The following is a 21,544-nucleotide window of genomic DNA, read 5'->3' on the forward strand; positions in this document are numbered from 1 at the left end:
CGGCCTACTGAGGGCCTATAGCTCAGTTGGTTAGAGCAGGGGACTCATAATCCCTTGGTCCACGGTTCGAGTCCGTGTGGGCCCACCAAATAAAAAGCCGCGCATTGCGCGGCTTTTTTCGTTCTTGCGCGGTACCCACCGCCGGCCTCATCACAACCTCAATCAATCACCACATGCGGCAAAAACCGGCTGCTGTCCTTGGTGATCAAACTGTCATCTTCACGAATCCCGATCCCCGAAGCCGTATCCCCCACCACCCACGATCCGATCAGCGTGTAGCTGTCGCCAAAGCGAGGCAACGGTGCGAAAGCTTGCAGGATGTAGGGGGCATCGTTGTAAGGCCCATCTTCGAAGATGACCTGGTCGGTCGGGGTGCGGATTTCGATGTTGGCGCCTTCGCGGGAAAAGTACGGCTTGCGCACCCAGCCCTTCGGCACTGCGGATTGCGGGTTCTGGTCGACGAAGGACGGCAGCAGATTGGGGTGCCCTTCGTTGAATTCCCACAGCAACGGCAGGATGCCTTTGTTCGAAATGATCGCCTTCCAGGCCGGCTCGATGAATTGCGTGTCGCACTGCGGGATGGCTTGGCCGTGGGGCTCATGGAACACATGCTCCCAGGCGTGCAGCTTGAAGAGGCGTTCGATCCAGCGGCCTTCGAGATCGACGAATCTGCCGTGGGCATTCAGGCCGATGTCTTCGATGTCGATGTGGCGGGTTTCGATGCCGGCGTGCTCGGCCATTTTGCGCAGGAACTCAGTCGTGCCCCTGTCTTCGATGGAGCCTGACATGCACGAGAAGTAGAAAGGCCCGCCTTCTCTGATCGCCGCAAACGCTCGTACCAGGTCCTCCGCCATCGAGTTGAACTGCGAAGCGTGGGCTGGCAATACGCCGCGCTGGATCTGCTCTTCAAGCCAGATGAGCTGGAACGCGCCCGCTTCATATGCTGACGTAGGGGTGTCCATGTTGGCTTCCAGCAGCTTGGCCGAGTTCACACCGTCATAGCTGAAATCAAAACGTCCGTATAAATGCGGGTGGCCTTCCTTCCACGAGGAGCGGACCAGATCGAAGAACGCCTGTGGAATGGCCAGCCGGGTCAGCAGTTCTTCACTCTCGACGACCTTTTCCACGACGTCCAGGCACATGGCATGAAGCTCCTGGGTCGGCGCTTCGATGTCGCGCGTGATCTGCGCTTCGGTGAACTGGTAGTAGGCCCGCTCATCCCAATAGCGCTCACCGTCGATGGTGTGAAAGTTGAACCCTTCACGCTCGGCTGTCTGGCGCCAGTCAGGACGTTCCTGGATGCTGATCCTTTTCATGGGTAACGTCCCTGTTATCCGCCGAAGCTTGAGCCGCTGCTTTTGCCACCCCAACCGCTGCGAGCAGTGGCCTGGCTGCCGAAACCGCCACGGGAAACCGACGACGAGACAGCGGAGTTACGACCAAGGGTGCTTTTGCTGTAAGTCCCGGTCGAGCTGCTTCGCGCCTGGGTGGAGTTGCCGAAGGTTTTGCCCCGTTCGATCTGGCGCGACAGTGTGGAATACCCATATCCACCCCGCGAGTCACGCTCCTGATAGATGGGCTGGGCGTAGTAACGACCGCCACCACCGGTGAATCCGTTAACCATGTTGCTGACCAGCATGCCCATCAGGAATCCGTTCACCCCGGAACCAAAGCCGCCACCGCCACCGCCGGACTGGTCAGCCTGTGCCTTCGCTGCGTCGACCTGAGACTTGGGAAGCTCCCCGGAAACTTCCAGCTGGAAACCGCCGAGCTTGGGCGTGAACTTGCCATCGGCATTCTGCTGGCAGTAATCAGGGACGAAATCTGCTTCGCAAGCCGTCTTGTCGTCGTAGGTCGGGGCTACGCGGCGGTGCTCCGCCAGCGCGCTCATGTAAGCGTCCGAGCAGATGTCGACCGGGACTTTCTGATCCACGCAGGCCTGAACCGAAGGGTAGGTCTGCTGAGCGGAAACCTCTACGGTGTCGGATTTGCTGCACGCGCTGATCGCCAGCGGCAGGGTGCTGGCCAGGACCAGCTTGAGGGAACTACGTCTCATCGATAACTCCTTTCGATAACGGGCGATCAGGTCGACGGCGTCATGCAGGCCGAGTTGAGAAAACCGACACTGATCGAGACGCTGGCGGCGTAGATGGCCGCGGCTAGCTCGCCTCGGGTAATACGTGCGGAAAGATCCTTGAGCACCATGCTGGTGGCGGTGAAGGCCAGCAACTGTACGACAGCCGCAATGACTGCCCAGATCACCACATCCAGTACGCTGATGCTGTAGGTGATGACGTTGCTGGCAGGCAGGGCGAAACCGATGAGTGCGCCGCCCAAAGCGACAGCCGCAGCTACATTGCCCTCACGAATCTGGGCGAACTCCTTGTGCGGCGTCAGACGCGTGTAGGCCATCTGAAACAACGCGAACAACCCGCCGGCCACAATGATGTAGACAACAAAACTCAGCAACGACTGGAAGCTGACGGACATACGAAGCGCTTCAAGCATTTTTTACTTCCTTTTAAATGACGGTGAAATCAGTGGACTGCAGGGTCACGCCGACCGACGTGGTGAAGGAAACAACGCCCTCCTCGTCTTCCTCGACCGACAGCAGCAGAAACTCGCGACGATCCACCAACCCGGTGTCCCGCGCGTACAACATGCTCAGGTGCTTGATGCGGTAAGCACCGTCAGGACTGACAACCTGCTCGTCCATGGGCGTGAGCTCGGTCTGACCCTCTTCCGTGCCCCACTGACGCCCGTATTCCCAGCCGTCATGCTCGAATATCGGCAGACCGACTTTGGACGCAGGCCCCACCAGACGCTTGAGCTCCGCCTCGCTATTGATCGTGACGGCGCTGCTGTAGCCGAACAGGATGATGTCCTGGACGTCTTCAGCGGCAGGCCCGTTCATCATGACCTGCAGCCAGTAATCTTCGTCCTCGAAGTAGAAGCGCACCAGACGAACCGATTGCCCCAGGTCGACCTGACCCACTGACCAGACAACTTCTTCGTTGGGGACCACCAGTTCCGAATGGCCGTCGAGCATCAGCTTGAGCGAGTCGTCGAGGTCCATCATCCGCCCGGTAGCCAGCCCGAACGGATTAGCCAAGGCCGAATTGCCGAGAGGATTGGAGCCGGCCGGTGGAATGGGCGACTCCAGGCCTAATGCGCGTTTGATCCAGCTCATGTTTCATCTCCTTGAATTCGCGCCGAAGCGATCTGAAAAAGTTCTGCCCTTCACTTCACGGGGCTTCGCTCAAGAAGCTGCCGTGAGTGCATTAACCAGGCCGTCACGATACCGGCAAGCGCGCCACACAGGTGTGACTCAATCGATACGCCCGGCACCGGAATGAAGCCGAAAATCAATCCGCTGTAGCCCAGCAGGGTCACCAGTGCGATCGCGAAACTCGCCAGACTGCGCTGATACCAGCCGCGGGCCAGCAAATACGCCCACAAGCCAAATATCAGGCCGCTGGCGCCCACATGGATGACAGGTCTGCCAATCACCCAAACCATCAGGCCTCCCAGCACAGTGATGAGCAGTGCAACGCGAATGTAACGCTGAAGCCCCTCGGTTGCGACCAGCCAGCTCAGCACCACAAAAGGCAGGAGATTGCTCAGCAGGTGACGGACCGAACCATGCAGAAACGGAGAAAACAGGATGCCTTGCAGTCCGGAAAACGTTCTAGGCACCAGGCCGTGGGACAGCAGGCTGTTGGCGGTCAGGGAGTTAACCATCTGCACAACGATCATCAAAGCGGCGAGGCAGAGTATCGTCCGTAGTCCATTTCCGATATTCATCTGCACACCGCTGAAACCCGAAAAATCGAAACCGAAAAAAGGCAGCCGGATATCCGGCTGCCTCTGTTTAACGGTGCTTATTGCCCAGCGTTACCGCTCTGGCTTTGCGCTTTCAAGCGGGCCAAAACGTCCGCTGCACCGCCTGTTTTAGCGCCGATCCCGGCATCCTGAAGACGACGCTCCAGATCGCCGCCATTGGCAGCCTCGGCCAGCTCGTCGGCCGCTTCAAGTCTCGCGTCCTGTTCATCCTGACGCTGCTTGATACGTGCCAGCGAACCCACTGCGGTTTCGAGTCGGCCATTGGCACCGCCGGTCGCAGCCGCCGCGTTGATCTGTGCCTTTTGCACGCTGTCGCGGGCCTTGGCCATGTCGGTCTGCTGACGCAGGCCTTTGATCTGGCTTTCGGCTTTGATGACCTGTGCGGTCAGTTTCGCCACGTGGACGCCAAACTGATCGGCCGCCAGTTTCTCCTGATCGCGCAGAGCCGTCAGCTCGGCCACTTTCTCGGCACACTCGAGGGCAAGGGCTTCTTCGCCTTTGTTCATCGCCGCGAGCGCTTTCTGCTCCCAGTTGGCGATGTTCTTGTCGTGCTCTTCAACGCGCTGGAGCGAGAGCTTGTGCTTGGCTTTGATCTGGATCAGCTGGTTGCGCGCCGCGAGCATGGAGGCGTCGGCGTCACGGATTTCCTGATCGAGGATTCGCAGTGCCTGGGCATCGACGATGGCTTCACCCACCTCGGAAGCCCCACCACGCAACGCTGTGACCATTTTTTTCCAAAGGCTCATTGATGTGTCTCCCGATTACTGTGAATCAACTTTAAGAAAATCTTCGTAGGCGTCGGCCGCATGAATCACGTTTTCTGCCAGGGTGAGCACCTCGTGGACGACGACCGTCAACGAAGAGGCTGCGCTCAGTGCGCCAAACATGTTGTAAAAGGTTTCGCCGTTCGGCAGGGTCTCGATGCCGATCGACGACAGCGGGAACAGCTCCCGGCTGCGCAACACAGCGTCGTTAAAAGCCGCCGGGTCTTTCACCTCGGAGGCGTACACCAGCACGGAATCAACCAGGATCTGGTCGCCCGCAATGGCAATGATGATGGGCAAGCCGCCGAACTGGTTCATCACCAGGCTCAGACTTCGCTCGGCGCCTTGAATGAGGGTCAGCTCGATATCTTTGTCTTTCACAACGTCCAGCTCGGCGAACGCCGAGTGAAGTGTGTTGATCGTCCAATTGGTGTTCTCAGTCATGAATCCCTCCAGTTTGATCCGGTTACCCAAGTAGGGCTGGCGCAGCACTTTTTCGATGTCTCTCAATACTTCCGCGTTTTCGGGAAGCACGTACAGCTCTCGTTTCACGTACCCGGCAGCCGTCAGCCGAGCGCGCATCTCGCGCATGTAGTCGGTTGAAGTTTTCCGAGCCATTGAAGTTTTCCCGAACATCACATGTGATAGCAACGCACCCTACGCGCAAGCATCCGGATACGCAACATCTCACATGTGATGACTTTGTGAATGAGTGCACACCGGAGGTGACGCGCAGCATTTGCCAGGCTTCGGATATATTCATCTTCTCCATGGTCTGTAACCCCATGAACTCAGCCTCCCTACCCTCCTGGCTTCGCCGCGCCCTGCGTCCGCTTCTGGATCCATACCGCCGCTATCGCCATGCGCGCTACATTCACGCCGGCCGAATCGTGGTCGGACTGCTGGTGTCGATTCTTCTGACGACAGGTTTTCATCTGCCCCACGGTGAGTGGGCGTCGGTGACCATGCTGATCGTGATTGGCGGGTTGCAGCACCACGGCAATATCGGCAAAAAATCGGTGGAGCGCGCGTACGGGACATTGATTGGCGCGGCGCTGGGCCTGGCGATGGTGGCGCAGGAAAGCTATCTGGGCATGCCGTTGCTGACGTACGTGGTTATGTCGCTGATCTGCGGCTTTTTTGCGTATCACGCCATCGGCAAGGGCGGTTACACGGCGCTGTTGTCGGCGATCACGCTGTTCATCGTGGCGGGCCACGGTGACAACCCGATCACGGACGGGTTGTGGCGAACAGTGGACATCCTGATCGGCATCGCCCTCGCCCTGGCGTTCTCGTTCGCACTCCCGCTGTACGCCGTGTATTCGTGGCGCTACAACCTGGCGAATGGATTGCGTGACTGTGCCCTGGCCTACGACCGGATCGCCAGCGGGCAGTCCATGACCGCAGATGAGCATGTGAAGCTGACCGCGCGAATGGGCGCAACGCTGTTGCAGTTGCGTTCGCTGATGCCGTCGGTGTCCAAGGAAGTGAAAATTTCGATCGTTGAGTTGGACGCCATTCAGAGCCATTTCCGCATGTGCCTGAGCATCCTCGAGATTCTGTCGAATCTGCGTCCGGCAGACGCTGGCAGCACGGGCGTGACGGCGGAGCAACGGCGGATTCGTCGCATGTTGATCGGCATGGCCCGCGCGCTGCAGACCGGTGCGACCGAGCGTTTGCAGCGCCCGACCGAGAGCTTGACCGTCGGGCCCGACGTTCCAACCGCCTCTACCGAGGTGCTCGGTTATCAGCTGATGACCCGCCAGTTCACGCAGAATCTTGAAAGCCTACAGCAACGACTGGCGAAAACTGCGCCGGCGTGGAAAATCTGAACCACGCCAGCACGGTGATCAAAAACCGGTGGAGGATCAATAAACCGGCGGAACAACCATCTCACGCGGTACTGGGGCGCGCAGGTAATTGGCGTTGTACTCGCGCTCCGGCAGCACCACTTGCGGTGTCTCGGTATCCCCGCGCGGGATCTGCTCCAGCAGGTGATGAATACAGTTCAGGCGGGCGCGTTTCTTGTCGTCGGCCTCGACGATCCACCATGGCGCGACGTCAGTGTGGGAACGGGTGAGCATTTCTTCTTTCGCGTTGGTGTAGTCCTCCCAGCGACGGCGGGACTCAAGGTCCATAGGCGAGAGCTTCCACTGTTTCAGCGGGTCATGAATGCGCATCAGAAAGCGCCGGTACTGCTCGTCGTCGGTGATGGAGAACCAGTACTTGATCAGGATGATGCCCGAGCGCACCAGCATCTTTTCGAACTCGGGGACGGTGCGGAAAAACTCTTCGTACTCCTCGTCATTGCAGAAGCCCATGACCCGCTCGACCCCGGCCCGGTTGTACCAACTGCGGTCGAACAGCACCATTTCGCCAGCGGCTGGGAGGTGCGCGACATAGCGCTGGAAGTACCACTGCGTGCGCTCGCGTTCACTTGGCGCGGTCAGTGCAGCCACGCGACAGACCCGTGGGTTGAGGCGCTGAGTGATGCGCTTGATCGCACCGCCCTTGCCTGCCGCATCCCGGCCTTCGAACAGCACGACCACCTTGAGCTTCTGGCTCACCACCCAATCCTGCAGTTTGACCAACTCGCCTTGCAGACGCAGCAGCTCGCGGAAGTACAGGCGGCGATCAATCCCTTTGGGCACCTCCTCACCCAAGTCAGCCAACAAGCCGTCCAGGCGCGCGTCGTCGTACTCCATTTCCAGTTCTTCGTCGAAGCTGTCGAGGATATCGGCCTGGATGTAGCGGGCGGTTTCGGAGAAATCCAGAGTCATGACGGGGCTCCCGGCGTGGATTCATAGGGATGGGGAGAGAATTTAGGCATGCCGGGGGTGACAGAAGAATGACAAAAGCCTTACAGCGCGGAAAAGTCCCACATGACCGACGCAGGTTCTCTGACGCCCATCCCCGATGGACGATCGACGCAGAATGCCTAGGGTTTCGCGTCGCTTTGGGATTCGAATATCACCCAAACCCCTAAGGAATCTCCTAACATGCCTCGCTTGCCGAAGGAGATCCGCCTTGCCTGACACCCGCCCCCCAGCGCTCGATGACATCGATCGCAAACTGATCGCAGCGCTGCAAATCAATGCCCGGGAACCGGTCGCCAATCTGGCCCGGCAATTGGGCATCGCGCGCACGACCGTGACCTCGCGACTGGCGCGCCTGGAGAAAGCCAAAATCATCACCGGCTATGGCGTGCGTCTGGGTCAGCGGCTGGTGGATGGCGGGCTGCAGGCCTATGTCGGGATCACCGTGCAACCTCGCTCTGGCAAGGAAGTGTTGCGGCGGCTGAGCGCGCTCGCGCAGGTGCAACAGTTGTGCGCCGTGAGTGGCGAGTTCGATTACGTCGCGTGGCTGCGCACGGACTCGCCGGAGCAGCTGGACCAGTTGCTCGATCTGATCGGGAGTGTCGATGGCGTCGAGAAGACCACCACATCGATCATCCTGAGCAGCAAGATCGACCGCGGGCAGCCATCCTGAATGGGCAACTTATAACAATGTGACGAGCTACCCCGTCACTTTGACGGCATTCTCGACACAACGACGACACTCTGCGTCTTATTAACGTCCCAACTGTTATCTAGACTTGTCCACTTTCGCGCCCCAGTCGAACAAGGTCAGTCATGAAGAACAATCGCCACCCCGCCGACGGAAAAAAACCGATCACGATTTTCGGCCCGGACTTCCCGTTCGCCTTCGATGACTGGATTGAGCACCCGGCAGGCCTGGGCAGCATTCCTACGGAAAACCTCGGCAAAGAGGTGGCCATCGTCGGCGCCGGCATCGCGGGGCTGGTGGCGGCATATGAGCTGATGAAGCTGGGCCTCAAACCTGTCGTTTATGAAGCCTCCAAAATGGGCGGCCGTCTGCGTTCGCAGCAGTTTGAAGGTGCTGAAGGCATCATTGCCGAACTCGGCGGCATGCGCTTCCCGGTGTCATCCACCGCTTTTTATCACTACGTCGACAAGCTCGGCCTGGAGTCCAAGCCCTTCCCCAACCCGCTCACGGCGGCGTCCGGCAGCACGGTGATTGACCTGGAAGGCAGCACTCACTACGCACAGAAACTGTCGGACTTGCCTGCGCTGTTTCAGGAAGTCGCCGACGCCTGGGCCGACGCGCTGGAGGACGGCTCGCAGTTCGCCGACATTCAGCAAGCCATCCGCGACCGCGACGTGCCTCGGCTCAAGGAGCTGTGGGACAAGCTGGTGCCGCTGTGGGACGACCGCACGTTCTATGATTTTGTCGCCACCTCCAAAGCCTTCGCCAAGCTGTCGTTCTATCACCGCGAGGTGTTTGGTCAGGTCGGTTTTGGCACCGGTGGCTGGGACTCGGACTTCCCGAACTCGATGCTGGAGATCTTCCGCGTGGTCATGACCAACTGCGATGATCACCAACACCTGATCGTCGGCGGCGTCGCGCAAGTCCCTATCGGCATCTGGCGCCATGCCCCTGAACGTTGCGCCCATTGGCCAGAAGGCACCAGCCTGTCGACGCTGCACCGGGGCGCCCCGCGCACGGGCGTCAAGGGCATCAGCCGCGCCGCCAACGGTCAGTTCGCGGTCACCGACAACTTGGGAGACGTCCGCCATTACGATGCGGTTCTGGCCACGTGCCAGAGCTGGCTGCTGACCACCCAGATCGAGTGCGAAGAGTCGCTGTTCTCACAGAAGATGTGGATGGCGCTGGACCGCACGCGCTACATGCAGTCGTCGAAAACCTTCGTCATGGTCGACCGGCCGTTCTGGAAGGACAAAGACCCTGAGACCGGCCGCGACCTCATGAGCATGACCCTGACGGATCGCCTGACCCGTGGCACTTATCTGTTCGACAACGGCACCTATTCCAACGGCGTCGAGAAGCCGGGGGTAATTTGTCTGTCGTACTCGTGGATGAGCGACGCGCTGAAAATGCTGCCGCATCCCGTGGAAAAGCGCGTCAGCCTGGCGCTCGGCGCGCTGAAAAAGATCTACCCAAAGGTCGATATCGCCGCGCGCGTCATCGGAGACCCGATCACCGTGTCGTGGGAATCCGACCCGCACTTCCTTGGCGCTTTCAAAGGCGCGCTGCCGGGCCACTACCGCTATAACCAGCGGATGTACGCGCACTTCATGCAGAAGGAAATGCCTGACGAGCAACGGGGCATTTTCATCGCAGGTGACGATGTGTCCTGGACACCCGCCTGGGTCGAAGGCGCAGTACAGACCTCGCTGAACGCGGTGTGGGGCATCATGACTCACTTCGGCGGTAAGACTCACGCCGAGAACCCGGGCCCCGGAGACGTGTTTCACGAGATCGGCCCGATCGTTTTGCCGGAATAAGGAAGCCACAAATGCGCGTCGCCCTCTACCAATGCCCGCCGCTGCCGCTGGACGTAAGCGCCAACCTCATGCGACTGGAAGCCCAAGCGATCGAGGCATCGGCGCAGGGGGCGGCGCTGCTGGTCTTCCCCGAGATGTTTCTCAGCGGCTACAACATCGGTGCCCAGGCGGCGCGGGAATTGGCGCAAGCGAGCGACGGCCCGGCTGCGCTGAAGATCGCCGAGATAGCCCAGGCCACGGGCGTCGCGATTCTGTACGGCTACCCGGAGTTAAGCGGCGACGATCAGGTTTACAACGCCGTGCAGTTGATCGACGCGCAAGGTGTTCGGCTCTGCAATTACCGTAAGACCCATCTGTATGGCGACCTGGACAACGCGATGTTCAGCGCGGGCGATGAGCACTTCCCGGTGGTGGAATTCGGCGGCTGGAGGCTCGGCTTTTTGATCTGCTACGACGTCGAGTTTCCCGAGAACACGCGGCGTCTGGCTCTGGCCGGCGCAGACCTGATTCTCGTGCCGACAGCAAACATGGCGCCCTACGATTTCGTCGCGGAAGTCACCGTGCGGGCCCGCGCCTTCGAGAACCAGTGCTACCTGGTTTATGCCAATTACTGCGGCAGTGAGGGCGAGATCCATTACTGCGGTTTGAGCAGCATCTGTGCGCCTGACGGTCGGCAAATCGGGCTTGCCGGTCGGGATGAGGCGCTGGTGATCGCGGACCTGGATCGTGAAGCGATGAGCGAATCGCAGGCGATCAATACGTATTTCAAGGATCGCCGGCCGGGGTTTTATGCCGGTCTAGGTAAACCGTAGGGTAATTGCCCAGCGTCGCCACTGCGCACGTCCCACACCTGAGCGCCCGTTATCCGCTAGCATGGCCGCTCAGTCAGCAAACATCACAAGTGCCATGCCCAACCCCATCAGCCAGCGATCCCTGACCCTGCCCAATGGCTTGAACGTGGTGCTTGTTTCGGCACCACGCTTGAAGCGTTGCGCTGCGGCATTGCGGGTGGCGGCAGGCAGTCATGATGTGTCGGCCCGCTGGCCGGGGCTGGCGCATTTTCTCGAGCACCTGTTCTTCCTCGGCACCGAGCGCTTTACGGCCGACGAAAAACTGATGGCGTTCGTGCAGCGCCATGGCGGGCAAGTGAACGCCAGCACACGCGAGCGCACCACCGACTTCTTCATCGAACTGCCCCGCGCCGTGTTCCCCGACGGTCTTGAGAGGCTGTGCGAAATGCTCGCCCATCCACGCATGACGATTCCCGATCAGCTGCGAGAACGGGAGGTGCTGCACGCGGAATTCATCGCCTGGTCGCGGGACAATGCCTCCCGTGATCGGCTGAAACGCCTCCAGCCCTTGTCGGATTTGCATCCCCTGCGCGGGTTTCATGCAGGGAATCGCTTCAGTCTTCCGGTTCCGCGTCAGGCATTTCAGGATGCGCTGCAGGATTTCTATCGACGGTTTTATCAGGCCGGGCAGATGACGCTGAGCCTCGCAGGGCCTCAGTCGCTGGAGGAACTGGAGGAGCTGGCAACGCAGTCTGGCGCGTTTTTCGCTAAAGGCAGCCGGGTTGAGCAGCAGAGACCGCCTGCGCTGCTCACTGATGAACCGAAGCCAATCGGTGAGGCTGACCAGCGTCGGATGCATCTGACTTTCGCGTGCGAAGGTTTACCGGTCGGACAGGAGCAGGCTGCTGCCTTTCTTTGTACCTGGATGAATGACGGGCAAGCAGGTGGGCTGGTGGCGGAGGTGCGCGAACGAGGGTTGATTGAGTCGCTAAAGGCCGAGGTCATGTATGAATTTGCCGGTCAGGCATTAGTCGACGTCGCGTTCGTGTTGGCTGCAACGCCTCCCGACGCGTCATCGCATGTACCAGCACTGGTTTTCAACTGGCTCGCCTTTTTCAAATCCCATTACCGTCAGTTGATCGAAGAATACGCACGGCTGGAACAGCGGCGCCTGGCCGTCAGCGGTGCGCTGTCGCTGGCGCGGTATTACAGCGCTGAACCTGATGCGGCGGGTCTGTCGACAGAGGCGGTTGATGCGCTGCTCAGCCAGCTCACACCCGCAGCGCTGTTACGCACGCAAGTCGAGCCCTTGGCGTGTGGCTCATCCAGCGTTGAGTGGCGGCTGCCTGAGCCCAATCCATTTCTGAAACCCGCAACGGCATCCACTACGCCGACCTTGCCCTTAACCAAGCTGACATTCAGCGAAGCACTGCCAGCACACGGCGAGGCGACCTTATGCCTGCGATGGACGCTCGCCGCTGCGCAACCAATGCTTGCCCGGATGCTGGAAGACAGCCTGAAACCGCTGATGGCCCAAGCCAGTCAAGCGGGGGTCACGCTGGCCTTCAGTGCCTACGGCAGATTCTGGCAGCTAAAGATCTCCGGCTTGGCGGAGCCGTTGCCCATCGTGCTGGAACAGGCGCTGAGCCTGCTCGTCCAGCCGGATGCGCAAACCCTGGCGCGCTACGGTGAACCCGCTAATGATCCGGCCCTCATCCCGATACGTCAGCTGCTGAAGACCTTACCTGATCATTATTTGAACAACGCCGTCAACCAGCAGACTGACGGTCTGCCGCAGGTCTGGGCAGAGGCGCTCTGGACGGGGTTTGCCACGGGCTTCACACCCTCAGCGCGAAACGTGTTGAGTCACGCCGCTCGGCGCATCCCCGGTCTCCCGGAGCTTTCAGCGCACGCAACACCTCTGGCTACGGGCACACGGTGGGAAATCGAGCCGTCGGAGTCTGCCGAAGTTGCGCTATTGATGTTCTATCCCACGCTCTCCCACTCTCTCGATGACGAAGCTACGTGGCGACTGTTCGCACAGCTGATGCAGGCGCCGTTCTACCAGCGCCTAAGGGTAGAACTGCAGTTGGGCTACGCCGTTTTCAGCGGTTTCCGACACATCGCGGGCGCGGGCGGTCTTCTATTCGGTGTGCAATCGCCCAGTGCGAACGCGACACAGCTCGTGGCGCATATCGAGGCATTCATCGAGGATCTGCCGACTCTCATCAACGCCGTAGACTTACCCGCGCAGGTAAAAAACCTGCAGGCGCAACTTGAAACGGCTGACATGGAACACTCACAAGCCGCCGATCTGCTCTGGCAAGCGCATCTGGCAGGACACGGCAGCGACTACAGTGCACGCCTGCAACATTCGCTTGCACATCTTCAACACGCTGCTTTGCTCGAAGCCGCTCATCGGCTGGCACAACCAGACAGCGCCCGGCTCTGCCTCTCCAACCGCCCTGGCCCGTTCTAGCCCGCCCCGGCCGCGGGCTTCAAACAGTTGATCATTGCCTGCGGTGCAAGGATCTTTATCGGATATTTCATCATTGGCCTTCCGATAATTTTAGTAACATAGCCCCCTAAGCATTTGAACGTCTCCGCTCGCAGGAGCACTAAAGAATGTACTCACCCACCGCTGCACTAACCCAGAAGGAGTCAATTATGTGGACTAAACCTGCTTACACTGATCTGCGTATCGGCTTTGAAGTCACCATGTACTTCGCAAGCCGTTGATTGTTGCGCGGTGAGAAGCCTCGGTTCGCCGGGGCTTTTTTATTAACGCGATTCTGATTTCAGGGCCGGCCTGGCCCGTCGCTACGGGGTTTACATGCACATCCAGATTCTCGGTTCCGCCGCCGGCGGTGGTTTCCCTCAGTGGAACTGCAACTGCGCCAATTGCGCTGGCTTTCGCGATGGCAGCTTGCGGGCCCACGCGCGCACCCAGTCGTCCATCGCGCTGTCGGACGACGGCGTGAACTGGATCTTGTGCAACGCCTCTCCCGACATCCGCGCCCAGCTCCAGGGGTTCGCGCCGATGCAGCCCAATCGCGGCCTGCGCGATACCGGGATCAGCGCGATCATTCTGATGGACAGCCAGATCGACCACACCACCGGTCTGCTGAGCCTGCGTGAAGGCTGCCCGCATCAGGTCTGGTGCACGGACATGGTCCACGAGGACCTGAGCACGGGTTTCCCGCTGTTCAACATGCTCAAACACTGGAACGGCGGCCTGGCCTGGAATCGCATCGAGCTGGAAGGCAGCTTTGTGATTCCGGCCTGCCCGAATCTGCGCTTTACGCCATTTCCACTGCGCAGTGCGGCACCGCCCTACTCGCCTCACCGATTCGACCCACACCCGGGCGATAACATCGGCTTGATGGTCGAGGACCTGAGCACGGGCGGCAAACTGTTCTACGCGCCGGGCCTGGGCAAAGTCGATGATGCCCTCATGGAGAAAATGAGCGGCGCCGACTGCCTGTTGGTTGACGGCACAATGTGGGATGACGATGAAATGCAGCGCCGTGGCGTCGGCACCCGTACAGGGACGGAGATGGGTCATCTGGCGCAAAACGGCCCCGGCGGCATGCTCGAAGTGCTGGAAAAGCTGCCGCAACAGCGCAAGGTGCTTATCCACATCAACAATACCAACCCGATCCTCGACGAAGACTCGCCCGAGCGCGCTGAACTGGCGCGGCGGAACGTCGAAGTGGCGTTCGATGGGATGAGCATCGAGCTTTAAAACGCTAATTAGCCGACTGTGGGGCCAGGTTTACTCATGAAGGTGTCAGGTCAGCCAGCCTATCCGGCACAGGTAGATCGCACTCGTGAGCAAGCTCACTCCCACGGGATCTGCGGAAATTCTTGACGAGAACTGCCGACATGAACGATGCAACGCCGCTGTCCCCTGCTGAATTCGAACAGGCCCTGCGCGCCAAGGGCGCGTATTACCACATCTATCACCCTTTCCATGTGGCGATGTACGAAGGGCGCGCGACCCGCGAGCAGATTCAGGGCTGGGTCGCCAACCGGTTTTACTATCAGGTGAATATCCCGCTAAAGGACGCTGCGATCCTGGCCAACTGCCCGGACCGGGAAATCCGCCGCGAGTGGATTCAGCGCTTGCTCGACCATGACGGCGCACCCGGCGAAGACGGCGGCATCGAAGCCTGGTTGCGTCTGGGTCAAGCCGTGGGCCTGGATCCTGACCAGCTGCGCTCGCAGGAACTCGTTCTGCCCGGCGTACGATTTGCCGTCGATGCCTACGTCAACTTCGCCCGTCGCGCCAATTGGCAGGAAGCGGCGAGCAGTTCGCTGACCGAGCTGTTCGCGCCGCAGATCCATCAGTCGCGTTTGGACAGCTGGCCGCAGCACTACCCATGGATCGACCCGACCGGTTACGAATACTTCCGCACCCGCCTGGGTCAGGCGCGCCGCGACGTCGAGCATGGTCTGGCGATCACGCTGCAGCACTACACCACGCGGGAAGGCCAGGAGCGCATGCTGGAAATTCTGCAGTTCAAACTCGATATTTTGTGGAGCATGCTTGATGCCATGAGCATGGCCTACGAGCTGAAGCGCCCGCCCTATCACAGCGTGACCGACCAACGCGTCTGGCACAAAGGAATCGCCCTATGAGCTTCAATCGTGAGCAGGTGCCCAGCTGGCGCCGCGGTTATCGTTTCCAGTTCGAGCCCGCGCAAAACGGTCACGTGCTGCTCTACCCCGAGGGCATGATCAAGCTCAACGACAGCGCAAGCGCGATTGGCGGCCTGATTGACGGTCAGCGCAGCGTCGGCGCCATCATTGCGCTGCTTGACGAAAAATTCCCCGGCGTTCCCGAGCTCGGCACTGACGTCGAGCAATTCATGGAGGTCGCCCGTGCAGAGCTCTGGATCGAATTTGCCTGACTCAGTGAACGCTCAGTCCGATGTCTACATCCCGCCCACGCCCCCGGTCGGGCTGCCGCTGTGGCTGCTCGCCGAGCTGACCTATCGCTGCCCGTTGCAATGCCCGTATTGCTCCAACCCGCTGGATTTCGCCAAGCAGGGTCAGGAATTGAGCACCGAGCAGTGGTTCAAAGTCATGGCCGAAGCCCGGCAAATGGGCGCGGCGCAGATCGGCTTCTCGGGTGGCGAGCCATTGGTGCGTCAGGATCTGGCCGAGCTGATCGCCGAAGCGCGACGGCTGGGCTTCTACACCAACCTGATTACCTCCGGCATCGGCCTGACCGAGCAGAAGATTATCGACTTCAAGGAAGCCGGGCTGGACCACATCCAGATCAGTTTCCAGGCCAGCGACGAGCAAGTGAACAACATGCTCGCCGGCTCGAAAAAGGCCTTCGCGCAGAAGCTGGAAATGGCCCGCGCCGTGAAAAAGCATGGCTATCCAATGGTCCTCAACTTCGTGACCCACCGGCACAACATCGACAAGATCGACAAGATCATCGAGCTCTGCGTGGCGCTGGAAGCGGATTTCGTGGAGCTGGCGACCTGTCAGTTCTACGGCTGGGCACACTTGAATCGGGTGGGCTTGCTGCCGACCAAAGACCAACTTGTGCGCGCCGAACGCATCACCAACGAGTATCGGGCCAAGCTCGCCGCTGAAAATCACCCGGTGAAGCTGATCTTCGTCACCCCCGATTACTACGAAGAGCGTCCAAAAGCCTGCATGAACGGCTGGGGCAATCTGTTCCTGACCGTGACGCCGGATGGCACTGCGCTGCCGTGCCATGGGGCGCGGCAGATGCCGATCCAGTTCCCCAATGTGCGCGATCACACGATGCAGCACATCTGGTATGAGTCGTTCGGCTTCAATCGCTTTCGTGGTTACGAGTGGATGCCAGAGCCTTGCCGCTCCTGCGACGAGAAGGAAAAAGACTTCGGGGGCTGCCGCTGCCAGGCGTTCATGCTCACCGGCGATGCGAGCAACACGGACCCGGTGTGCAGCAAGTCGCCGCAGCATCACTTGATCACCCAGGCCCGTGATGAAGCCGAGTATGCTAGCCAGACTATCGAGCAACTGGCCTTCCGCAATGAACGAAACTCACGCCTCATCGCCAAGTCCTGACCTCCTTTCCGCCGCTCAGGCTGTGGCGGCAGGCACCGATTTCGCCGAACTCGCCGTCAGCCCTGCGGGGCTTTTCTGGAGTGAATTCCGCCCGCAGGATGCCGCGACGCGCGTCTGGCGCTGGCACGACGGCGCGGCCGCTTGCCTGACGCCCGAAGGTTTCAGCGTGCGCAGCCGGGTGTATGAGTATGGCGGCGGGTCGTTCTGCCTGACTGACGATGCCGTGGTGTTCGTCAACGAAGCGGACCAGCAGATTTACCTCCAGTCCTTCGACTCCCAAACCCCTCACCCCCTGACCCAGGGCGACAAGCTCTTCGGAGATGTCCGCTATGCGCGTGGGCAGATTCTGGCGGTCGAGGAGGATAAGGATACTCATCGGCTGGTCGCGATCGACGTCGCCGATGGCCGCCGCCATGTGCTGGCCGAAGGCGCAGACTTCTATGCATCTCCCACCGTCAGCCCGGATGGCAATCGCCTGGTCTGGATAGAGTGGTGGCGGCCCCACCAGCCGTGGACGTCCACCCGACTGATGAGCGTCGAACGCCAGGCCGATCTCGCGTGGGGCCGGCCGCACTGCCTCGCGGGCGGGCTGGGGCTGGAGTCGCTGCAGCAACCCCGCTTTGATGACGCGGGCCGCTTGTATTGCCTGACCGACCGCGCCGGATTCTGGCAGCCGTGGGTAGAGACGCTGGATGGTTTTGAGGCGCTGCCCACCGCCGCTGCCGACCACGCTTCGGCGCCGTGGCAACTGGGCGCGTCGACCTGGGCGCCGCTGAGCGAGGGCGCGTACCTCGCCGCCTGGTTCGAGGACGGCAAAGGCCTGCTCGGCGTGCGCTCGGCGCAGGGTTCAGTTGAAGATTTCAGCGGCGACTACAGCCGCTTCAAAAGCCTCGCGGTGGACGCGGACTACCTCTATTGCATCGCGGCGTCGCCCGTCAGCCCTTCTGCTGTCATTGCCATCGGTCGTGCTGACAAGTGCGTTCAGGTGCTGGCCGGCGGGGTCAGCCCCCTTCCCGTCGAGCGCATCAGCCAGCCGCAGACCTTGCGTTATCCAAGTGGGGCCGGCGAGGCGCACGGGTATTTCTACCCGGCCATGAATGGCGACGACAAGCCGCCGCTCGTGGTGTTTATACACGGCGGCCCGACCTCCGCCTGCTACCCCGCGCTGGACCCGCGCATTCAGTTCTGGACGCAACGGGGCTTCGCCGTCGCCGACCTCAACTATCGCGGCAGCACCGGTTACGGCCGCGCCTATCGTCAGGCGCTGTTTCTGGAATGGGGCGTTGTCGATGTCGAAGACGCTTGCGCAGTGGTTGAATACCTGGGCAATCAGGGCCTGATCGATCCGGCAAATGCGTTCATCCGGGGCGGCAGTGCAGGCGGGTATACGACGCTGTGCGCATTGGCATTCAAGGATGTGTTCCGCGCAGGGGCGAGCCTGTATGGGGTGAGCGACCCGCTGGCGCTGGCGCAAGCCACGCACAAGTTCGAAGCGGATTACCTGGACTGGCTGATCGGCGACCCCGACGTCGATATGGCCCGTTACCGGGCGCGCACGCCGCTGCTGCATGCCGACCAGATAAAGGTCCCGGTGATCTTTTTTCAGGGCGAACTCGACGCAGTCGTCGTCCCCGCCCAGACCCGCGACATGCTCAATGCGCTACTGGAAAACGGCATCCCGGCGGAAGGGCATTTCTACCCTGACGAACGCCACGGCTTCCGCAAAGCCGCCAACCTGGCCCATGCACTGGAAACCGAGTGGGCGTTCTACCGGAAGGTGATTGATGGGTGATTTGAGGTTGTTCAGCTCCCGCGGATTCCGGTAGGACGGGCTTTAGCCGGGAATTGGCCAGTGAGCTGATACGGGGACAGATTAATTTACGGTGAAGCGTTGTAAATAAATCAGTCCCCTTCAAAAAGTCCTGGCCCCTTCGCGAGCAAGCTCGCTCCCACGGGGTATTGCGATACACGCTACATTTCTGTGGGGCATCGCCAGCTTCACAGGTGTAGGCAGTCGCCTGGTAGGACCGGCTTCAGCCGGGAAGAGGTCGGTGGATGCAACGATCAATTTGCGGTGTGGCGATTGAAGCCTTCCCGGCTAAAGCCGGTCCTACAAGTCGCAGGAAGGCGTTGAGCCCTACCCGAACATCTGTGCCGCCCCAGAACAGAGCGGCGAGCAATCCCAAAACAACGTCCATCCCTGAGCTTCCTGATCATAAAGTCCAACGTCGGACTCTATGTCAGCTGACCTGAGACAGGAAGCGTGGTGTTGGCCGGGGTCGGGTTACTTGCGACTGACAATGATGTAGATCGCGTGGATGATCCCCGGGATGTAGCCCAGCAGGGTCAGCAGAATGTTCAGCCAGAAAGCGCCGGCGAAGCCGACTTGCAGGAACACGCCCAGGGGTGGCAGCAGGATGGCGATGATGATGCGAATGATGTCCATGGGTGGAGCTCCTGATTAATGGCCCAATGGGGGCCGCACAGCTAATCGACCCTGGGTCGCTATAGGGGTTCCGCAGCGCCTATCATCAAGCCATGACCTCCCTGCAGCCACATCAAGCGAAGCGGCGGACGGCAATGCATTTTTTCGGAACGCAGAAAAAAGAAAACCCCGCCTAAGCGAGGTTTTCCAGACTGTTTCCCATGACTTCCATTTCTTCCCGCCATCCTGGCAGGCAATCCCTTACGTGTCCCTGTTATCTGTTTGCGCATCCTTCGCGACGTCCATGTGTGTAGATTAAACTTGGATCCACTGGAGCGATAGAGCCGATTGCCATCACGTCATGTAAGCAAATGCTTACATCCTTTTCCGGGTGTCAGAACTGTGACGCCTCCAACAGGTACAGCGACTCGCTGCCCGCTCTAACGGAAGCCGAAAGGGACTGAATGCGTGGCAGCAGACGCGCGAAATAGAACCGCGCAGTGCCCAGCTTGCTGGCGTAGAAATCTTCCTGAGCCTCTTTACCCCATGCGGCTTTTGCCATCATCGCCCACATGTAGGCGTACGCCGTGTATCCGAACGCATGCAGATACTCGACGGACGCAGCACCGATTTCATTCGGGTTGCTGCGAGCCCGGTCCAGTACCCAGTCGGTCAATTCGTCCAGTGTGGTCAGGGCTGCGGCCAACGGCTTGGTGAATTCTGCCTGCGAGCTGTCAGACGAAGCGATGAATTGACGGATTTCGTCGGAGAACAGCTTGTAGTAAGCCCCTCCGCTGGCGACCACCTTACGGCCCATCAAGTCCAGTGCCTGAATGCCGTTGGTGCCTTCGTAGATCTGGGTGATGCGCACGTCACGTACCAGTTGTTCCTGACCCCACTCGCGAATGTAGCCGTGACCGCCGAACACCTGCTGACCGTGCACGGTGGTGTCCAGGCCCATGTCGGTGAGGAAGGCCTTGGCGACCGGCGTCAGCAGCGCGACCAACGCATCGGCGCGCTGACGCACATCGGCGTCTTCGCTGTACTTGGCGGTGTCCAGCTGCATGGCCACGTACGTGGAGAATGCCCGACCGCCTTCGTTCAATGCCTTCATGGTCAGCAGCATGCGACGCACATCGGGGTGAACGATGATCGGGTCGGCAAGGGTGTCTTTGGACTGTGCGCCCGTCGGGGCACGGCTTTGCAAACGGTCGCGGGCGTACTCGATCGCGTTCTGATACGAGCGCTCGCCGGACGCCAGGCCCTGAATGCCGACGCCCAGACGCTCGTAATTCATCATGGTAAACATCGCCGCGAGGCCTTTATTAGGCTCGCCGATCAGATAGCCTGCGGCTTGATCGAAATTCATCACGCAGGTGGCGGAGGCCTGAATGCCCATCTTGTGTTCAATGGAGCCGCAGAACACCGTGTTGCGCTCACCGAGGCTGCCATCGTCATTGACCATGATCTTCGGCACGAGGAACAGCGAAATACCCTTCGGCCCTGCCGGTGCGTCAGGCAGTTTGGCCAGCACGAGATGAATGATGTTCTCGGTGAGATCGTGCTCGCCGCCGGTGATAAAGATTTTCGTGCCGCTGACCTTGTAAGACCCGTCGGTCTGGGGCTCCGCCTTTGTGCGGATAATCCCGAGGTCCGTGCCGGCGTGGGCTTCGGTCAGGCACATCGAACCGGCCCATACCCCGGCGTACATGTTTGGCAGATATTTGGTCTTCAACGCCTCGCTGGCGTGGGTGTTGATCGAGACGCAGGCGCCGGACGTCAGCATCGGGTACAGCCCGAACGCCAGGCTTGCGGAATTGACCATTTCCTCGACCTGAGCAGACACCGCTTTGGGCATGCCCATGCCGCCGAACTCCGGATTGCCACCGACGCCAACCCAGCCACCTTCAGCGTACGTTTTGTAAGCCTGAACGAAGCCTGCCGGGGTAGTGACGACGGTGTCGCTCCAGTGACAGCCTTCCTCATCAGCCGCGCGACTCAGGGGTGCAACGGACCGGCCAGTGACTTTGCCCGCTTCTTCGAGAATCGCCTCGACGGTCTCGGCGTCCACGGTTTCGGACAATTCGGGCAGCGTGGCCCAAAGTCGGGAGACTTCGAACACTTCATTGAGGACGAAGCGCATATCGCGCAAGGGCGCTTTGTAGTCAGCCATGGCAAACCTCGTTTCAGCGGCAAAGAACTCGGGGGAGGAGCGGCACAGCAGAGAAAGTGCGGCGCCGATGTGTCAATGGAACGAGTGTACATGAACACCATTTGCGACACATAGGGTCAACACGTGACTATTATCAAAGATTCGGTCAC

At 60.2% G+C, this 21,544-nt stretch carries 21 protein-coding genes and 1 tRNA gene; 12 read left to right on the forward strand and 10 right to left on the reverse strand.

The genetic code is table 11. The features are described 5' to 3' along the window. Window positions 1–11 precede the first annotated feature (11 nt). Window positions 12–88: transfer RNA gene (locus tag IFT99_RS21215), tRNA-Ile, on the forward strand. 70 nt (window positions 89–158) lie between these two features. Here IFT99_RS21215 and IFT99_RS21220 read toward each other — a convergent pair. The 7 genes from IFT99_RS21220 to IFT99_RS21250 form a co-directional block, all read right to left on the reverse strand. Next, the gene (locus tag IFT99_RS21220) at window positions 159–1,316 is read right to left on the reverse strand and encodes a glutathionylspermidine synthase family protein (protein ID WP_192134903.1); all 1,158 of its coding nucleotides are present in this window, start codon (window positions 1,314–1,316) and stop codon (window positions 159–161) included. Window positions 1,317–1,330: 14 nt separating this feature from the next. Beyond that, the gene (locus IFT99_RS21225; protein WP_192134905.1) at window positions 1,331–2,056 is read right to left on the reverse strand and encodes a DUF1190 domain-containing protein; all 726 of its coding nucleotides are present in this window, start codon (window positions 2,054–2,056) and stop codon (window positions 1,331–1,333) included. A gap of 26 nt (window positions 2,057–2,082) precedes the next feature. Beyond that, a complete protein-coding gene (locus IFT99_RS21230) occupies window positions 2,083–2,508 on the reverse strand; it encodes a DUF350 domain-containing protein (RefSeq protein WP_122536533.1) in 426 nt (141 codons plus the stop codon). A 13-nt stretch (window positions 2,509–2,521) separates the two neighbouring features. After that, window positions 2,522–3,190, reverse strand: a complete 669-nt coding sequence (locus IFT99_RS21235) for a DUF2491 family protein (protein ID WP_065991320.1) — start codon at window positions 3,188–3,190, stop codon at window positions 2,522–2,524. A 50-nt stretch (window positions 3,191–3,240) separates the two neighbouring features. Further along, window positions 3,241–3,804 carry a rhomboid family intramembrane serine protease gene (locus IFT99_RS21240; RefSeq protein ID WP_192134912.1) on the reverse strand — a complete coding sequence of 188 codons (564 nt, stop codon included), beginning with the start codon at window positions 3,802–3,804 and terminating at the stop codon, window positions 3,241–3,243. A gap of 77 nt (window positions 3,805–3,881) precedes the next feature. After that, entirely contained in the window at window positions 3,882–4,589 is a 708-nt protein-coding gene (locus IFT99_RS21245; RefSeq protein WP_065991318.1) for a PspA/IM30 family protein, read from the reverse strand. A 15-nt stretch (window positions 4,590–4,604) separates the two neighbouring features. Next, complete coding sequence (locus IFT99_RS21250) at window positions 4,605–5,225, reverse strand: YjfI family protein (RefSeq protein ID WP_192135077.1); 621 nt, start codon at window positions 5,223–5,225, stop codon at window positions 4,605–4,607. 167 nt (window positions 5,226–5,392) lie between these two features. Here IFT99_RS21250 and IFT99_RS21255 point away from each other — a divergent pair, with 167 nt between their 5' ends. Next, window positions 5,393–6,439, forward strand: coding sequence for an FUSC family protein (locus IFT99_RS21255; RefSeq protein WP_065991316.1), 1,047 nt, complete (start codon window positions 5,393–5,395; stop codon window positions 6,437–6,439). A 36-nt stretch (window positions 6,440–6,475) separates the two neighbouring features. On the opposite strand, the gene ppk2 is transcribed toward IFT99_RS21255, so the two are convergent. Next, window positions 6,476–7,387, reverse strand: coding sequence for a polyphosphate kinase 2 (gene ppk2 / locus IFT99_RS21260; RefSeq protein ID WP_074886916.1), 912 nt, complete (start codon window positions 7,385–7,387; stop codon window positions 6,476–6,478). Between the two features lie 247 nt (window positions 7,388–7,634). On the opposite strand from ppk2, the gene IFT99_RS21265 reads away from it, so the two are divergent. From IFT99_RS21265 to IFT99_RS21310, 10 genes are all read left to right on the forward strand, one after another. After that, a complete protein-coding gene (locus tag IFT99_RS21265) occupies window positions 7,635–8,096 on the forward strand; it encodes an Lrp/AsnC family transcriptional regulator (RefSeq protein WP_065991314.1) in 462 nt (153 codons plus the stop codon). A 143-nt stretch (window positions 8,097–8,239) separates the two neighbouring features. Continuing rightward, complete coding sequence (locus IFT99_RS21270; RefSeq protein WP_065991313.1) at window positions 8,240–9,934, forward strand: flavin monoamine oxidase family protein; 1,695 nt, start codon at window positions 8,240–8,242, stop codon at window positions 9,932–9,934. 11 nt (window positions 9,935–9,945) lie between these two features. Then, window positions 9,946–10,746 (forward strand): carbon-nitrogen hydrolase family protein, encoded by an 801-nt coding sequence (locus IFT99_RS21275; RefSeq protein ID WP_192134914.1) that lies wholly within the window; start codon window positions 9,946–9,948, stop codon window positions 10,744–10,746. A 94-nt stretch (window positions 10,747–10,840) separates the two neighbouring features. After that, complete coding sequence (pqqF, locus tag IFT99_RS21280) at window positions 10,841–13,204, forward strand: pyrroloquinoline quinone biosynthesis protein PqqF (RefSeq protein WP_192134916.1); 2,364 nt, start codon at window positions 10,841–10,843, stop codon at window positions 13,202–13,204. 188 nt (window positions 13,205–13,392) lie between these two features. Beyond that, window positions 13,393–13,464 (forward strand): pyrroloquinoline quinone precursor peptide PqqA, encoded by a 72-nt coding sequence (gene pqqA, locus IFT99_RS21285; RefSeq protein ID WP_008365141.1) that lies wholly within the window; start codon window positions 13,393–13,395, stop codon window positions 13,462–13,464. Between the two features lie 94 nt (window positions 13,465–13,558). Next, window positions 13,559–14,470 (forward strand): pyrroloquinoline quinone biosynthesis protein PqqB, encoded by a 912-nt coding sequence (gene pqqB / locus IFT99_RS21290; RefSeq protein WP_065991311.1) that lies wholly within the window; start codon window positions 13,559–13,561, stop codon window positions 14,468–14,470. Between the two features lie 140 nt (window positions 14,471–14,610). Then, window positions 14,611–15,366, forward strand: coding sequence for a pyrroloquinoline-quinone synthase PqqC (pqqC, locus tag IFT99_RS21295; protein WP_192134918.1), 756 nt, complete (start codon window positions 14,611–14,613; stop codon window positions 15,364–15,366). Further along, window positions 15,363–15,638 carry a pyrroloquinoline quinone biosynthesis peptide chaperone PqqD gene (gene pqqD, locus IFT99_RS21300; protein ID WP_065991309.1) on the forward strand — a complete coding sequence of 92 codons (276 nt, stop codon included), beginning with the start codon at window positions 15,363–15,365 and terminating at the stop codon, window positions 15,636–15,638. Before pqqC ends, pqqD begins: the two co-directional genes overlap by 4 nt. Then, window positions 15,610–16,797 carry a pyrroloquinoline quinone biosynthesis protein PqqE gene (gene pqqE / locus IFT99_RS21305; protein WP_192134920.1) on the forward strand — a complete coding sequence of 396 codons (1,188 nt, stop codon included), beginning with the start codon at window positions 15,610–15,612 and terminating at the stop codon, window positions 16,795–16,797. Before pqqD ends, pqqE begins: the two co-directional genes overlap by 29 nt. Beyond that, window positions 16,763–18,589, forward strand: a complete 1,827-nt coding sequence (locus tag IFT99_RS21310) for a S9 family peptidase (protein ID WP_192134922.1) — start codon at window positions 16,763–16,765, stop codon at window positions 18,587–18,589. The genes pqqE and IFT99_RS21310 overlap by 35 nt, the downstream gene beginning before the upstream one ends. A 492-nt stretch (window positions 18,590–19,081) precedes the next feature. Here IFT99_RS21310 and IFT99_RS21315 read toward each other — a convergent pair whose 3' ends face one another. Together IFT99_RS21315 and IFT99_RS21320 are read right to left on the reverse strand one after the other, a co-directional pair. Next, entirely contained in the window at window positions 19,082–19,243 is a 162-nt protein-coding gene (locus tag IFT99_RS21315) for a YqaE/Pmp3 family membrane protein (protein ID WP_037019089.1), read from the reverse strand. Between the two features lie 373 nt (window positions 19,244–19,616). After that, window positions 19,617–21,395, reverse strand: a complete 1,779-nt coding sequence (locus tag IFT99_RS21320; RefSeq protein ID WP_192134924.1) for an acyl-CoA dehydrogenase C-terminal domain-containing protein — start codon at window positions 21,393–21,395, stop codon at window positions 19,617–19,619. Window positions 21,396–21,544: the final 149 nt, after the last annotated feature.

This window comes from Pseudomonas sp. CFBP 8772, assembly GCF_014841665.1.
In the GTDB taxonomy this organism is placed as follows: domain Bacteria; phylum Pseudomonadota; class Gammaproteobacteria; order Pseudomonadales; family Pseudomonadaceae; genus Aquipseudomonas; species Aquipseudomonas graminis_B.

Excerpts from the sequence above, each read along its gene's own strand:
- IFT99_RS21220 (WP_192134903.1), bottom strand. The coding sequence starts at position 1,316 with ATGAAAAGGATCAGCATCCAGGAACGTCCTGACTGGCGCCAGACAGCC.
- IFT99_RS21225 (WP_192134905.1), bottom strand. The coding sequence starts at position 2,056 with ATGAGACGTAGTTCCCTCAAGCTGGTCCTGGCCAGCACCCTGCCGCTG.
- IFT99_RS21230 (WP_122536533.1), bottom strand. The coding sequence starts at position 2,508 with ATGCTTGAAGCGCTTCGTATGTCCGTCAGCTTCCAGTCGTTGCTGAGT.
- IFT99_RS21235 (WP_065991320.1), bottom strand. The coding sequence starts at position 3,190 with ATGAGCTGGATCAAACGCGCATTAGGCCTGGAGTCGCCCATTCCACCG.
- IFT99_RS21240 (WP_192134912.1), bottom strand. The coding sequence starts at position 3,804 with ATGAATATCGGAAATGGACTACGGACGATACTCTGCCTCGCCGCTTTG.
- IFT99_RS21245 (WP_065991318.1), bottom strand. The coding sequence starts at position 4,589 with ATGAGCCTTTGGAAAAAAATGGTCACAGCGTTGCGTGGTGGGGCTTCC.
- IFT99_RS21250 (WP_192135077.1), bottom strand. The coding sequence starts at position 5,225 with ATGGCTCGGAAAACTTCAACCGACTACATGCGCGAGATGCGCGCTCGG.
- IFT99_RS21255 (WP_065991316.1), top strand. The coding sequence starts at position 5,393 with ATGAACTCAGCCTCCCTACCCTCCTGGCTTCGCCGCGCCCTGCGTCCG.
- ppk2 (WP_074886916.1), bottom strand. The coding sequence starts at position 7,387 with ATGACTCTGGATTTCTCCGAAACCGCCCGCTACATCCAGGCCGATATC.
- IFT99_RS21270 (WP_065991313.1), top strand. The coding sequence starts at position 8,240 with ATGAAGAACAATCGCCACCCCGCCGACGGAAAAAAACCGATCACGATT.
- IFT99_RS21275 (WP_192134914.1), top strand. The coding sequence starts at position 9,946 with ATGCGCGTCGCCCTCTACCAATGCCCGCCGCTGCCGCTGGACGTAAGC.
- pqqF (WP_192134916.1), top strand. The coding sequence starts at position 10,841 with ATGCCCAACCCCATCAGCCAGCGATCCCTGACCCTGCCCAATGGCTTG.
- pqqB (WP_065991311.1), top strand. The coding sequence starts at position 13,559 with ATGCACATCCAGATTCTCGGTTCCGCCGCCGGCGGTGGTTTCCCTCAG.
- pqqC (WP_192134918.1), top strand. The coding sequence starts at position 14,611 with ATGAACGATGCAACGCCGCTGTCCCCTGCTGAATTCGAACAGGCCCTG.
- pqqD (WP_065991309.1), top strand. The coding sequence starts at position 15,363 with ATGAGCTTCAATCGTGAGCAGGTGCCCAGCTGGCGCCGCGGTTATCGT.
- IFT99_RS21310 (WP_192134922.1), top strand. The coding sequence starts at position 16,763 with ATGAACGAAACTCACGCCTCATCGCCAAGTCCTGACCTCCTTTCCGCC.
- IFT99_RS21315 (WP_037019089.1), bottom strand. The coding sequence starts at position 19,243 with ATGGACATCATTCGCATCATCATCGCCATCCTGCTGCCACCCCTGGGC.
- IFT99_RS21320 (WP_192134924.1), bottom strand. The coding sequence starts at position 21,395 with ATGGCTGACTACAAAGCGCCCTTGCGCGATATGCGCTTCGTCCTCAAT.